The organism is Enterococcus sp. E4-150, assembly GCF_035726465.1.
GTDB lineage: Bacteria > Bacillota > Bacilli > Lactobacillales > Enterococcaceae > Enterococcus_B > Enterococcus_B faecium.
This window is the reverse complement of sequence record NZ_JAPRGK010000010.1, coordinates 1-14,940: the sequence shown is the minus strand read 5'-3', so window position 1 is coordinate 14,940 and position 14,940 is coordinate 1. Positions and strand designations below refer to the sequence as shown.

The 14,940-nt window shown below is 35.8% G+C and carries 8 protein-coding genes; 1 reads left to right on the top strand and 7 read right to left on the bottom strand.

What is annotated here, in order from left to right; all coding sequences use genetic code 11:
• Positions 1-15 precede the first annotated feature (15 nt).
• The 3 genes from OZ002_RS09235 to OZ002_RS09225 are packed head-to-tail and all read right to left on the bottom strand — an operon-like array spanning position 16 to position 5,068.
• Positions 16-2,436: a glycosyl hydrolase gene (locus tag OZ002_RS09235; protein ID WP_156249104.1), complete on the bottom strand. Its 2,421-nt coding sequence runs from the start codon at positions 2,434-2,436 to the stop codon at positions 16-18.
• On the bottom strand, positions 2,436-3,356 hold the full coding sequence (locus OZ002_RS09230) for an ROK family protein (RefSeq protein WP_010727439.1): 921 nt from the start codon (positions 3,354-3,356) through the stop codon (positions 2,436-2,438). The genes OZ002_RS09235 and OZ002_RS09230 overlap by 1 nt, the downstream gene beginning before the upstream one ends.
• A gap of 17 nt (positions 3,357-3,373) precedes the next feature.
• Positions 3,374-5,068 carry a class I mannose-6-phosphate isomerase gene (locus OZ002_RS09225; protein WP_125179040.1) on the bottom strand — a complete coding sequence of 565 codons (1,695 nt, stop codon included), beginning with the start codon at positions 5,066-5,068 and terminating at the stop codon, positions 3,374-3,376.
• Positions 5,069-5,218: 150 nt separating this feature from the next.
• Here OZ002_RS09225 and OZ002_RS09220 point away from each other — a divergent pair, with 150 nt between their 5' ends.
• Complete coding sequence (locus tag OZ002_RS09220) at positions 5,219-5,932, top strand: GntR family transcriptional regulator (RefSeq protein WP_010727437.1); 714 nt, start codon at positions 5,219-5,221, stop codon at positions 5,930-5,932.
• Positions 5,933-5,960: 28 nt separating this feature from the next.
• Here OZ002_RS09220 and OZ002_RS09215 read toward each other — a convergent pair whose 3' ends face one another.
• From OZ002_RS09215 to OZ002_RS09200, 4 genes are all read right to left on the bottom strand, one after another.
• Complete coding sequence (locus OZ002_RS09215) at positions 5,961-6,266, bottom strand: hypothetical protein (RefSeq protein WP_231596132.1); 306 nt, start codon at positions 6,264-6,266, stop codon at positions 5,961-5,963.
• A gap of 1,453 nt (positions 6,267-7,719) precedes the next feature.
• Positions 7,720-8,544, bottom strand: a complete 825-nt coding sequence (locus tag OZ002_RS09210; protein ID WP_086285783.1) for a class C sortase — start codon at positions 8,542-8,544, stop codon at positions 7,720-7,722.
• Between the two features lie 39 nt (positions 8,545-8,583).
• Positions 8,584-10,452, bottom strand: coding sequence for a SpaH/EbpB family LPXTG-anchored major pilin (locus tag OZ002_RS09205; protein WP_325083164.1), 1,869 nt, complete (start codon positions 10,450-10,452; stop codon positions 8,584-8,586).
• Positions 10,453-11,146: 694 nt separating this feature from the next.
• Positions 11,147-14,596: a SpaA isopeptide-forming pilin-related protein gene (locus OZ002_RS09200; RefSeq protein WP_156249103.1), complete on the bottom strand. Its 3,450-nt coding sequence runs from the start codon at positions 14,594-14,596 to the stop codon at positions 11,147-11,149.
• Positions 14,597-14,940 lie beyond the last annotated feature (344 nt).

Below are 14,940 nucleotides of genomic sequence, written 5' to 3'. Positions count from 1 at the left end.
TCTTCCCCCCATTTTCTAAACCGAGATTCCAATGATTCCTTGCGAGAATTCCTCCAGCTTATCTCTTGCTTCTTTTTGGTCAAAGATCTTATCATAGAAATTTAGTGAATAATCAAATTCATAGAATCCTCCCAAATCAGCTTTGAAATTTGTTTCCCAGAAGTTATTCATGATCCAAGAATAAGTAACTTGAGTGTTTTTCCAAGTGGTACTTTCATTTGCTAGCTGGATTTCATGAAAATCCAAATCACCATATGTCAGTAACGGTGCATCTTTGCAATTTACAAATAATGTTCCTTTTTCCGATTCAGAGATCCAACCATTTTGTGTAAGATAAAATTCCATATTGGTATCTGGAAGCTGATCAATCCCTGGACGAATCAGACAACCTGTTTTATCTATCCATGTTTTGGAATTTGGTAATGAAAATGGTAGCGATACATACAAGTTTTCTGGGGCCCACACACTTTCTTTATGCAGTCGTATCGTAGCGTCAATCCTTGCAGTAGTTTTGAAAAATTTCATGTAGACAGCGTATAGTCGTGTCCCCTCGAGTTCATAATCAAATAAGACACTCGTGAAAATCTCTCCATCATCTATAATCCGAATGTCTTTGAGTACTGCTTGACTTCTTTTTGCAAATTTTCCTTTTCTGTTCCTCCCCATCAATCGTCGTTCCTCTACTGGATCTTGTCGAATCGGTGTTACTTCGTAAACACCAGAAAATGGTGCGTAAAGCATTTCATCATTTATGATAGAACATGCATTTTTCTTTAACTCCAAATGAGAGATTCCCATAGGATACTCGAATACGGTAGAAAAGTAATCGTTTTCAACACCGTTTATATTTGCTCTGTTTTTTTGCTGTTTCTCTAAAATATCCTGCACTCCTTCTGATCCTTCAATCAAGGACAAGTCATATAATTTTTGCTTTTCAGGTTTGAAGATTACTTTTATGTTTTTTTCTTCTTTTGGTTCTAATTCTATCCAAATTTTGACTTCTGTGGCTCTTGCAGTCTTCATAGCTTGTGTTAATAGCTCTTTACCAGTTTCCTGATCAACTGCTGACAAACGATGAATATTTTTTTCATCGATATAGATATCCTCCACATTTTCCCAATGTTCAATATATACGGTAGCCATGTCTACTATTTTTTGATCATGGGGATTGATGATCTTAAATCTTTTTTCTCTGTTGGGACGAATCGATACTTCTCCATGTTTTGCTAATATTTCATCTAAATGAAGAGAAGCGGCTACACTTGCTTGAGTGGCATATCCTGTTTTTCGATATTCCAGTTCATTGACCAATGTATTCCACGGTTCAGATATCGAGGAGGAATACCCCCATGTGTGTTCTGCATACATTATTAAGTTGTCTTCAGCTTTATGTTTTTCATTCGTGATTCCAGTTAACCCATCTGGATCCAATTTTTCAGCTAATTGATACTTTCGTTGTGCTTCTTTATATATTTTCGTTGCTGCTGGTGTCGAACCGACACCGTCTGCCCACCAATCATTCCAATCGCCCGAATAAACTGGTAAGCCTGTTTCTTTTTCTGCTATTTCAAAAAAGTCATTGAGCGTGATCATTTGTAGAAAAATTTCTTGTCCATGTTTTTCATTCCATAAATTAATTGTATCCATCAATTCGCCATTTGCTGGCGCATTGTCGGTCAATACACCGGAAATCATCACTGGTACATAATCAAACATATAATGATCTGCTTTTAGTGAATGGACATATTTAAATATACGTTTTTCTGTTATTTCAAATTGATTCGTTTGATGATCATCCATGAATTCGTCTTTCAAATGATACGTAAATCGTGTGTTAGGAATCAGTAAAAATTCATTTCCTAACATGTAATGTCCACCATTCCAAACAAATAGTTCTTTCCCATCTGGTGTTTTCCACTTAAATGGTCGCTGCTGTCTTCTTAATGGAGATAATCCGTGATGTCCATGTATGCAAGAAAACAAATTTTTGATTCCATTATCATAAAGTGCAGAAGCATACCCCCAACTATATCCATTGATATCCGCAGTCATTGCTGAATTCCCTTTGAAATCGATTTCTCTAGCCCATTCCTTTCCTTCTTGTAATTTCTTACGCAAGATCTGATCATCTACTAATTCCGTCAAATTCAAATAATTTAAAGAAACATCGATTTTTTTCTCTTGAATCAAACGATAAAATTCTGTTTTTTCATCAGATGTAGCTGATTTCAGAAAATTTTCTACTTGCCAATAATTTTCACAAGTCCATCGGAAGCCTTCCCAGTTAGGATGTGATCCTGCTTCAATTTCTTTGTTCATATTTATTACTTGTTTGATAAAATCAACATGATATCTTTCAATTTTTTCTTGCCGATCGGTATATCCGATATCTGTATGCGAATGCGAGATAAGATACATAGTAAATTTTTTTGCCATCAATATATCCTTCCTTCTTTTTTCAATTTGAATAGTCCTCTGATTGTCGTAATAGAAGTATTGTCAGAAACTCTTAATTTGACTGGTTCATTCGTCATCCTCAATTTTTCCAGGATGCCCTTTTTCATAAATTCAAAACTTTTGCTGATTTGCCCACCAAAAACGATCTCACTTGGCTGGAAGCTTTCAATGTATGGATATAATGCTAACCCGATATTTTGACCAAATTTATGGAATACTTCTAGTGCTTGCTCTTGATTTGAAAGTGCATTTTTATAAACCTCTTCAATAGAAATAACTGAACCGTAGACTTCTTTAATAATGTTCGTCACTCCTCTTGCAGAAATATAATCATCTATGATACTTTCCTTGAAAGGTTCCTTATAGATCATCCCTGATTCTGGTATTCCTTTACTGTCCTTGATGATTCGCTCATCTTCAATAAAAGTAGACCCACAGCCTGTCCCAATCGTTATATATGCTCCTCTGTTGTTAGTTGGCCGATAAATTTGATAGCCTCCAAAAGCAAAGGCTACAGCATCATTGAATATTTCAATAGATATTGTTGAAGAATAATCAATGAACGTATGTTGTTTTATTTCTTCTTCCAAAGCCATTTTTACATTTTGTTGATAAAGAGAGTCGAATTTAGCCAGATTTTTTATTAAACTAATTCCTTCCTCATAATCAAAAGGTCCTGGAAAAGCTAATACAATTGATGTCAACAATTTATTTTTATTTACTACTTGTTTGTATAAGTCTTCGATAATACCTGCAAAATTTTTGATGATCCCCTTTCTTGTTTGAGATGCTTTCGATTCATAGTAATTGATTCCTTCAATCAATTCTTTTCCTGTCTCGTCAAAAACCATTCCTTTTGTAAATGTCCCTCCGACATCTAAACAAATCGTTACATCCATTTGATTCTTTCCCCTTCTTATTTGATAAATGCTTTCATCACTATACACGTCTCTTTATCAACTATTGGCCGAATCACGTAGTTTTTGATATTCTCTGGAATAATAAATGTTTCTCCGTAATTGATTTTTAATGGTTCAAACGTCTCAGCTGTACTTTCAATAACTATTCCCTCTCCTTCCACAAGATTTAGCATATTTACACTGCCTTCAGTCGTCTGCTCAATCGGTACACAAAAAGTAAGCCTGTGAGTTTCGATTGGTTCCAATTGATGAAGACCAGTCCGCTCTATATGGATATTTTCTGTAATAGTTAGATCAACTACTTGGTTAACGAGTTCTGAAAAAACTCTATTAGTTTTCATGCTCTCATTGATCACTTGTTTCCCATGCTCAATATGGATAGGACGAGGAATTCCATCTAAATCTACTCTTTCCCAATCCCATAATTTAAAGGTAAATCGATTAGGCGTGGCACTTATTTCTAAAACCACGCAGTTTTCTCCGCTACAATGGATTGTCCCAGCAGGAATCAAAAAGTGATCATGTTTTTTTACTTTGATTTTATTTATATATTTTTCGACATCTAATCTTCCAGTGATGCGGCTTTCTTCTAATGCTTGGATAAAGTCAGGCGTTCCGACTTCTTCTTTTAATCCTAGATAAATATAGGCATCTTCTTCACAATCCATAATGTAGTAACTTTCATCTTGGGTGTACTTCAACCCAAATTTTCGATAAGCATAATCAAGAGTCGGATGGACTTGAAGGCTTAGATTCCCACCGGCCATCGTATCCAAGTAATCGAATCGGATAGGAAAATCACTGCCAAATCGGCCAAACACTTTTTCTCCTAATATTGAGACAGGATAAAAAAGGACAAGATCATTTCCTGGCACTTCAAAAGTTACGGTCCCAATCTCAAAAATCACACTATTTTCTTCTGGTACACCATCAAAACACCATGCTAGATTGACCTCTTCTTTTCCTACATCAAACTTTTTCTGCATCCATTTACCACCCCAAATGCCTGGTTCAAAATATGGGACTAAACGAAACGGTTGATTACTAAAATGCCTCAGAGCATTGTAATAATCTTTTGTTTTTATCATTTTTGGTGTATTTTCTTCATTTAAATCGATTAAATATTGACTAGAAGGAAGAACTAATTTTTTACGTTCGTCAGCTGCCGGCCATTCAAAATAATAAGCTCGTTTGACTTTTTTTAAAAATTCTTCCTGAGCATTGTCTGCTTGCCAATTCTCTGCACCTGCTTTGAGCTTTAATTGGATATTTCGCTTAGTCAGATTAGCATACACCACCATATCAGCATCAATTAGTTCCGCAGCTCCTACGCCAATCAACAATACGCGATCAGCTTGATTCAAACTTTCATTTTTTTCCTTTGCCAAAAAATCTAGAAATGTAGCATCTGTCAATCGTCCAAATACTCGATCATCTGTTAATATTTCTGTTAATTTTTCCTTTATTTCATTACTTGATTGGTAAAACTGATTCGTTGTGGTTATAAATAAATCTTCCATTTTAAGTGCTCTGATTTCATGTGCTACTTTTTCACTATCTATTCCTGGATAGCACTCTAAAGCAATTTTTTTCGTTTTCTCATCTTTCAATAATTCATTAATTATTTTGGTATACCCGGTAAAAGTGCTTATTTGTTCTTTCAAAATAATCCTAGGTCTTTTTTCATACATGTCATTCACCCTTTGTCTTTTTATCATAGCAATAGTATAATTCTAATTGTATGCGTTTACAATGCTGTTTTATGTACATTTTTTCTACCTGCTATATCAGCTTTTTTCGCTATTGTCTTATTGTATATAACTTAAAAAAGGAGGAACAAAATGACCAATGGTATTCCTTACTATCTGCAAATTGCAGATGATATGCGTAGTAATATTCAAATTGAAAAATGGAAAGAAGGAGAAAAAATTCCGACAGAATTACAACTATGTGATATTTATCATGTCAGCCGCATTACTGTACGCAAGGCAATAGATGAATTGGTGAAAGATAATTTATTAGACAGAAAAAGAGCGAAAGGCACATTTGTCAAGAAGCTGGATGCGAAGTTATCCGATCACTTTACACTAGTTAAAAGCTTTACAGAAGAAATGAAAGAAGTCGGAATAGACATTGTTACGCAAACAGTGAATGTCTTAATCACTCACGCAGATAAAAGATTAGCGCAGTACTTAGATGTCGATTTAGGAGAAAAATTGATCGTTTTAAAACGATTGCGAGGAGATAAGAAAAAAAGTATCGGATATTTTATTACGTATTTTAAATATGAGGATTTTTTTAGCCTAAATACAAGAGATTACTATGGCTCTTTTTATGCCTATTTAAAGCAACACGACATTATCGTCACAAACAAAAAAGAAATTATCGAGTCTATACATCCGACCCAAGAAATCGCCTATTTTTTAAAAGTTTCCCAAAATACTCCGATCCTTAAACGTACGCGATTTACTTCTGATTTGACAAATAGTTTTAAAGAATACACGGAATGTTTTTACATTGGAAAGGAATATAAGTACTTTGTAGATTTTCATTAATAATGGCAAAAGAGTGTTGTCTTGTCCCTCAAAGTCTATCTAAAATCTCACTTCGATAGGTTCGCCATTTTTCGTATTTGGTTCTTATAATCGAGACTAAATTCCTGTTAATCAATCTGCAACGATTTGCAAGGTTTCTTTTGCCGCATCGATCCATTTTGTCCTTTGATGGCAATAAAGACGTTGTTTTTTCTCGTGTGGGGAATTTTCTAGTTTGAGAAGTGGCTTTGCTAGGGCTAGCTACACGCAAACGAATCAGTTGTCTTTCTAGTTTTTTTCGTTGTTGGATTAATTCAGTGTCTCCGCCTTCAAGTAAAGCATCTGCTCCACTCATGATCCTGTCGAATTCAAATATATGAACACCACTCTCTTTTTGACTTTTTTTATTCTTTGATATGGAGCTTATTGACATGGGAAATAGCTAGAATACTTACTCCTTATCAGAAACAGAAACCAATTCATGTAATACTATCTATTGAAATTCAAAAAAAATCCCCCAGACCCTTCCAATGACTCTTTTGGGAATCAGAGTAAAGGAATAAGCTTTGTATGGATATTTCATTTAACAAATTACTATAGACTGACAGTATATAGCAGCAGATATTATCATCGGGAACGTAGCCAATATCGTAACCAAAACAGCAGGTAGAGAAGTTATTTGAGGATTCAAGTTATTCTGTTTCAGCTATGAAGTTAAGTTCATTTACTATAATTGAAGATAATTGATTTTTTTCTAAATGATTCACGTATTTTTTAAGCTCTTTAGTAATTGTTGATTAAGGGTTATTGTATCTCTTTATTACAACTTAAGATATTTCTTACCTATCTGATTAGTTTCATATCTTTTTGAATTTCTTCCATATCAATAATCTTATGTTTATTTACGACTCAAAGATAAAGTTATGGATAGTTGATCGATTAAGTACAATAGATATTTGCAAGAATTATCTAAATCTGAAAATAAAGTTGATTTTATCATCAAGATATTATAAAAAGAAGAAACGGTGACATAAGTCGCTAAAAAAGAAGCATGTGTAACTCTTCAGATCAATTCTCCCTATATTTAGTCGTCCAAGAGAATATGATTTAAGCGCAATGGGATTGACAAAAATAGATACTGGAAACATTGAAGATAAATATAAAAAATAAGGAGCACTCGAAAAAATAAGCCATTTTCGAGTGCTCCTTATTTTTTATAGAGTGTAACTAACTTATGTCACACCTCCAATTTATTCGTATTTCTTAGCGCTCAATTACTTACATAGATAGTTAAAAACATCAGCGCTACTTCCAATAAATAAGATTAGTGATTCAGTTAAATTAATATTTTGATAGAGATTAGATAAGACAACGATGATTGAACATCACATTGTAAATGATCATTGAAACTTTCGACACCTTATTTATTTTTTGTTAACGTCAAAGATTTGTAAACACACCCAATTATTGATGGTATTCAAATGACACTAAGCAAGATCAAATCAGTCGTTTTCCATGTACTATTAAGAGACAAAAATGTGTATACGTACCAGTGATCAAGAGATAGATAGATCGAACAACGATCGAATACTTGGAAAACTTTCTTTACCTTTATAAAAATTAGACTATGAAATAATGTAGAAGAAAAGCAAATTTAATAACGCTGCGATTCCATGTGTAACTGTATTTAATACTTAATTGATGAATTCGTGCTTTCGTCTAAATTCTATCTCCATCTTATTACACTCCGTTTCATTCGTGAGATTCCACTATACACAAAAGATATTCTGTTTACGTAAACTATATACTTACTTTTTTAAAAATTTTATTAGGATCACTAAAAATAGCAACAAGATCAAACCGCTTACAAGTAAAAATGCAGTACACTTTGCCTGTTTCACTTTTTCTAAGGATTCCTTTATTTCTTCTGGTTCAACAACGATTCTGTGTCCACGCACCAGTAAACGGTGACTGTTGATCATATACGGAGTACAAGTAACCAGTGTGACTAGATCTTGATCTTCTTGGATTTGCAACGCTTCTGTTTCTGTGGGTTCTACGGTTTTGATTTGATCGACTTGATACGCAAGATACTGTCCGTTAATTTCAATATAAAAGTGATCTTTTATTTTTAATTGAGGTAAATTTGTAAACAATTTTGCTTGCGACAAGCCTCTATGGCTAGAAAGTACCGCATGTGTCGATTTGCCTCCAATAGGGTATGAGGTTCCCTCGAGCAGACAAGCTCCTTTTTCCAGTAGTTTCATCGTTGTTTGATCAAAAATCGGTAAGTTGACATTGATTTTGGGGATCGTCAAAACACCAACGGTATGTGATTCGATATATGATTTCTGAGATTTTTGATCATTCTTTTTTTTCTTCGAAAATGAATCTGCTTCTGGCATCGCTTCGTTTGATGCCAGTTGTTCATTTTTTTTGATCATCCGCTTTTGTAATTCAGCAAGTACTGTCGCATGTTCAGATTTTGCCTTTTTTTGATAATTTTTGATGACCTGTTGGTCGAGATAATCATTCAACGTATCGCTGACAAAAGGATATGCCAAGCTGAGGACACCGATAAAAAATACCGATAACATGATTAGATCTAACAGACGCCATTTTTTTTTCTTCATTTTATTCTCCTCAGCGAGTCACTTGTTCTTCATTTGAAACTATTTAACTTTTGGTCGTTTTAGCCAGTACGCACCCACGATTGTCAGTAAAACCACACCTAAGAAAATATACAATGAAATTCCTTTGCCACCAGTTGCAGGTAATGTCCCTTTGTGTTTGTTTGGTACTTTCTCTGGTGCAACCAATTCACCTGCAATAGCATAAGATTGCTGATCTACCTTGAAAGCAATTCGTTTAGTTAATTGCACATAATTATTTGGTGCTTTCGTTTCTTCTAAATAATAAGTTCCGTATGACAAGCCTGTGACATCAACTAATCCATTACTTGTTGTCGTGAAAATCGTTGCATTTTCCTGTGAAGTCGTCCATGTCACTGCTTTTGTTACTGGATCAATGATCAAATACTTCGCTGTCGTTGCATCTTGATCACGTACCACAAACGAAGCGTCTGCTAATGGGTTTACATCAGCTAATGCTCCATCTACTTTAATAAATCGTTTTCCACCTGTCATTACCTCAACAGTTGGTGGTGTTTGATCTGTCGTATACCCAGTATCAACATTTGCTTCGTTGTTATAGCCTTGCGCTGGTTCCGCTAACTGATTCAAATGCATATAATAAACAAAGCGCAACGTACCACCTGAAGTCAGCGAAGGAATATAAGTTGGTTCAATCGCTACTGTAAAGCTATTTGTTTGTTCAGTTACGTGGTAATTCGTTGAATCAATGATATTTTCACCATCGTAAAGTGCATAACCTGTTTCTCCAGTTGATTGGTTCATAAACGTTAATGCTGGATCATGCGTATCAATTAATTTGAAGGTAGTGTATTTATTGTCTGAACCTTCTTTATCCGCAATTCCAAGAGGAATATTGACGCTGATTTCATAATTGATAGGTTCACCGATAGCTACGTCTTGTCCATCTAATTGCGGTGTTTCTTTTTCTACTTTTGTCGTGTCATTTTTCACTGTGAGTTCAACTGGCGTTTGGCTACCAGAAATAATAATGAATGGCGACTTCGTTTGCTCAGTGATCATTGCTGCATTTTCAGGTGCTTTTACTTCTTCTAACACGTATCCGCCAACTTCCAAACCAGTAATGATCATTTGTCCTTTCTCTGCTTCTTTTTCAACAATGTCCTCTTCACCGACTTCATAGCTTTTACCAGTGACAAAGTGTTTTGCTTTTGATTTATCAGTTGTCCATGTATACATTCCTTGTGCTACACTGTACAAATACTTGGAAACACCTGCTTCTTCTTTAGAAATGACAAATTCTGCGCCATTTAGTGCTTCACCTTCTGCTGAGCCTACTTTTTTGACCTTCAATGTTCCTTCATTTTCGACGACATTTTTAGGATATAAATGAACTATGTCTAGCTCTTCTGCCCCATATTGATAAGAACCGTCGGATTGTTTGATAAGTTCATATACTGGAAACGCCACAACCATATTCGCAGCAGTAGTTACTCCTGATTTTGCTTCTTCTTCAATTACATAGACCGCATCTTTTCCAGCTTGTTTTTTTGGTAATGATAAAGACAGGTCACCCTGAGTATCTGTTATACCAGAAAGGAGAGCTGTACCAGAAGTCTGTGATTGGACAATCGCTTTTGCTTCTTCAATTGTCGCACCATTTTTCCTTGCTTCAGCAAATGATTCGGTGACATCATACACATGGAACGTCACATCCGCCAAACCTTGATAACTATTGAATTCAGTCATTTCTTTCCCTGTATTTTGAATCTCTGGCTGTGGGAAATCTAACATTTTCTTTTTATGGATCACCAATTGTGCATCCATTCCTTCAGCAAACACTTGTGGATTAGGAAGAAATGCCACCAGTGTAAGTAATGAGGAAATAAGACATAGTAATACTTGTTTGAAATTTTTTCTATTCTTCATTATTCTTTACTCCTGTTCTTTTGATAAATAATGGAACTACCTACGATCGATATGCCACCAAAATACCAATACTTATTTTTTCATTTGTTTCCTCAAATTATTCGCTAGGTTACCCATCGGTAGCATATAGCATACTTTTTATGACAAATGAAATTTTTGGTCAAAATTATCGCATGCCCTAGCCCATATTGCTTGTTTGTTATCTACTATAGTTTTCTGAACCCACTTCCCTTCTGTCCAAATATGTGTCGTTCGTGATAATGATTCTGTTCTGCTGTCCAATATAGATTGATTAATAATCGCTTCTTCCAATAATCTCATCTGTTAGTTGATCCTCATGGTTTTACCCGTCAAATCTTAGTCATCAAAAGCAATACTAAATATCTGTTCATGACTATGGAATATAAGATTTGCTAATCGCTTTACTTAGTTGTGAATTTCTAAAAATTTAACTCACAGCTTCAATTCTTTCGCAACGCTGTTAGTGGCTACACACATTTCATCAATTGCTACCATCTCAGAAAACTGGATACCTAATTGATAGCAGACGTTCTCTCCAATCAAATAATCGGCTTATCTGCTAAGAAGTGGGTAGTGTGGACACTCAACTGGATCATCTCTAATATGTGAGTAGTATTCCTTTTTAGAACTGACAACGAACAAAAAAGGAATCATCAGCAAGAGCCAATAGCATTTACTCATCTCGTCTACTCCCTTGTCTCCACAAAAACCAATAGATGACAAATGAAATAATTCCGCTGAGACTCAAAACAAGAAGGCTGAGTCGGCCAGATCCTCCCGTTTCAGGCAGTGGAATCAATGCCTGATTGGTGATGACCAAATGGATTTGGTTGTTCGTATGATCATTTTGTAACTGAACTTCTGTTGGTTCACCATCTACAGTTACTTTTCCATCCGTTTGGATAACGATCTGCACGGGTTGTTCTAACCCCAGATAGCCTTCTGGTGTTTTGATTTCCTCCAACGTGTACTCACCCGGTTTTAGGTTCTCAAAAACAAACGTATCGGTTGCTCTATCGTCGTTTGGTAATTCAATCTGTCCATCTGGACCGGATAGTCGGAAGACTGCCCCTTTTAACGCCTGTCCTGTATCAGTTTGCTTTAGAACTGCTAAATCAAAAGGTTTGATTTGATTCATATGCGTCAATGTCCAAATGTTATTTTCTTCTACATTTTCTCCGTCATAGAGGATCGTACCGTAAGGATCAACTTGAAATTCATAGTTTCCTGGAATCGTATCGTAGCCAAGCGGTCCTACTGTTTCTACTAAGCGATATTCACCCGCTTTTTGTATCACGAATTCTGCCAATCCTGATGACGAGGTGACTTCCTCTTTTAGTGTATGATAGGTTCCTGTTTCTCCTTTTATTTGTAAAATAAAAGTTGCTCCTGGTAGATCGATTTTTTCTTTGTCTTTTTCTGTATATTTTCTTATGGCTATCGGAAGGTTTGCAAATGGATTCTCAATCGTCAATTGGATCACTTGATCAGTGACTGTAGCTTGTTGTGTGTCCACTGTTACTTCCCCATTGTCAGAAATAGCAATTTCCCACGTCTGCTTTTCCGATTTTTCATGTCCAGCAGGTGCACTGATTTCTGTCAATGTATAAGATTTCCCTTTTTCAAGGCGTGCGCTTTCTGGCAATGAATAGGTACCGTCCTCATGGTCAATCAGCTGAATCTCTCGCCCTTCAATCGTTAGTTGAAACACTGCTCCTTTTAAGAGATGGTCAGCTGACGAAGATTTCTTGGTTATTTTTAGATCTAAAGGAACAAATTGTTTTTTATTTTTCCAAGTCGTTGCGTTGACTTTTTCTGATTGATATCCTGGTACATCCAACTCATTCACAGCTTCATAGTGAAATTCTTTCCCTTGATTGTTGTATTTTGGCAAGCTGAGTGTTTCACGAGACGCTTCACTGGACGCTAGAAGTTTGGTGATATTGGTTCGCTCCCAAACATTGGTGTTCTCCTCTTCAGGTTTACTTAATTGTACATAGCTACTTTCCCAACTAGATGTTTCAGTGATTCCTGTTCGCTTGATTTCGTAAATCACTTTCTCTGGTCGAGTCTTCGTATCTTGATCAAATTCTTCCCATTCTTTGAAAAAATCAAGAGATACACCTGGTGCTTTGGCGGACGGCACACCGAATTTAGCAAGAACATCTGGGTTGCTCGTTGGTTGGAAGATTGTTTGCCCATTCATTTGATACCAAGTATCAGTCTCGAACATTTCGCTTTCTGTTTGGATTCTCACTTGATAGTGTAGTTGGATTTCCTGCCCTTTTTCTAAATAGATTTTATCGACTTTGATCGTTTGCCCATCAATAGAGAGAAGTGGGTCAATCGATACAGGCGTTGTCCCTACACTTGTAATAGAAGCGCTGTCTGGTTCATAAACAAATGGATCAATGATTGGATCAGTGATTTTTCCATCAACGACTGTTCCAGAAAGTTGCACAGCTTTTTTGGCTAGATAATTAGCAATATCCGTAGACTCATTTGCGGATTCATAATATGCCGTACCGTCTTCACCAGTAGATACCATCTTCCGCATTCGACGTTCCACTTCTTCTTTCGTGATACCTTCTGTTTCATCTCCCTGCAACTGTATACCCAAGCCATGGATTTCGATGCCTCGTTGTTTCAATGCCATTGCTTCACCGATCGTTGCTGTAAATGTTGAATTGATCCAGCGCCGTTGTAAATATTGATCTCTAACTGGTACATGATAAGGCGGGGAAATTTTTGAAGTATATTCGGGATGATCGACTCGATCACTAAAAGTCGCTCCATAATAACTACCGTCTTCTTCAGTCATCACACTTGATACTTGATACGAACACGTTGGAACACCATCAGTCAGAAGAACAATCACCTTTTTGTGTCCATTTTGTTCAGATAACATCTCACTTGCACGACGTAAACCATCTTGAGTAAACGTCCCACCACTTGTTGAATCAGGTGTTGCTGATTGGATTTCTTCCTTTACAGAATCAAATCCTGCGATTGGAATCGTTCGATTGGCGTACCCTTCACTAGAAAAACCAACATAACCTAAATTGATTTTTTCCGTCACACCACTTTTTGATAATGTAGCCACAAATCGGTCAATGCCATTCTTCACCTCGATAATCCGATTGTCCTCATTCATACTTCCAGACCAGTCAACAACCAGGACAACATCTAGAGGAGTGATATTTTTTTGAGTATTTCCTCGAACATTCAGATACAAGTCAAACAATCCAGGAGTCGCTGTCTCTTTGGCAAATTTTCGGATGGCATAATCGGCATCCTCTTTTTCCCCACCATATTCAATATAAGAATTGTTGCGATTGGTTGGATTGCCATCCCACCCATTCAGCCCGTCCCATTGCTGTTGTCCTTGGCGATTGCCTTGATGATTACGCACATATTGACTATTATCGGGTTGCCACATTGCCTTAGGGTATGTTCCTTGCTCATCTGTGGTATATTCTGGTTCAATCGTAGCTAACCCCTTAGGTTTCAACTGTGCATTAAATAATTGTGGTTGTTCAAACGGACGATATTCGTCTTTATCTAACGATGAATCATCCGATATCTCATGATTTTCATAAGAAGTTGATGTTTCAGACGTTTTTTCATTTGTTTGTGCAGTTTCCTGATTCTTATTATCTATAGAAAATGAAAAAGAAACAGGTTCGGATAAAAGTAACTGACCCGTTTTTTCTTCTATCTGAATATTGAGTTGAAATTCTTTGCTCGTACTCGGCAACTCAATGGTCCACTCTTTTTCTTCAATAGTTTGAGAAAAATAACCTGCTAGCCATTTTCGTTGTTGTTCATCTGTGTATTCTTGATATTCCTGAGAAACATAAGAGGAAAGCAGATTCGTTTCAGGTGCATCTTTTGAATGTAGCTGGAATAAAAATCGGGTTTCTTGCGTTTGCGCATTTAATCGATACAAGATCGTTAGCTGATGATCTATTTTCCTAATACTTACTTTGCCGTATTCATTATTTAATACTTCTATGGTTGATTCTTCATTGGCTGCCACAGTCTCCCCTTTTTGGAAATGGAAATAGGTGACGAAAAATAGAGAAAATAGACAGAAAACGATAAAATAATTTCGCTTCTTCATTTATGGATACCTCCTTAGAAAAAATTTAATATTCAATTAGATAATATAAAAAAAAGAAAAAATTCACTAATCTTTCTAGTTCTCTTCTCTTTTGGCTCTAACTATTCAATCAGAGTTATTTTAAAGGAAATTAAACTTGAGATAGATTAATAAATATATCTAATAATTAGTTATTGAAAATAGGTTATTTATTCTTTTCTCTCACAAAATATACTCATGATAAAGTCCATATAATTGTGTAAAAGATAAAAGGCCATGTAACAGCCCTTTTACGGTACAATGTTTTTAACCACAAAAACATACCCAGGAGGACGTTACATGACCCAAGTACATTTTACACTGAA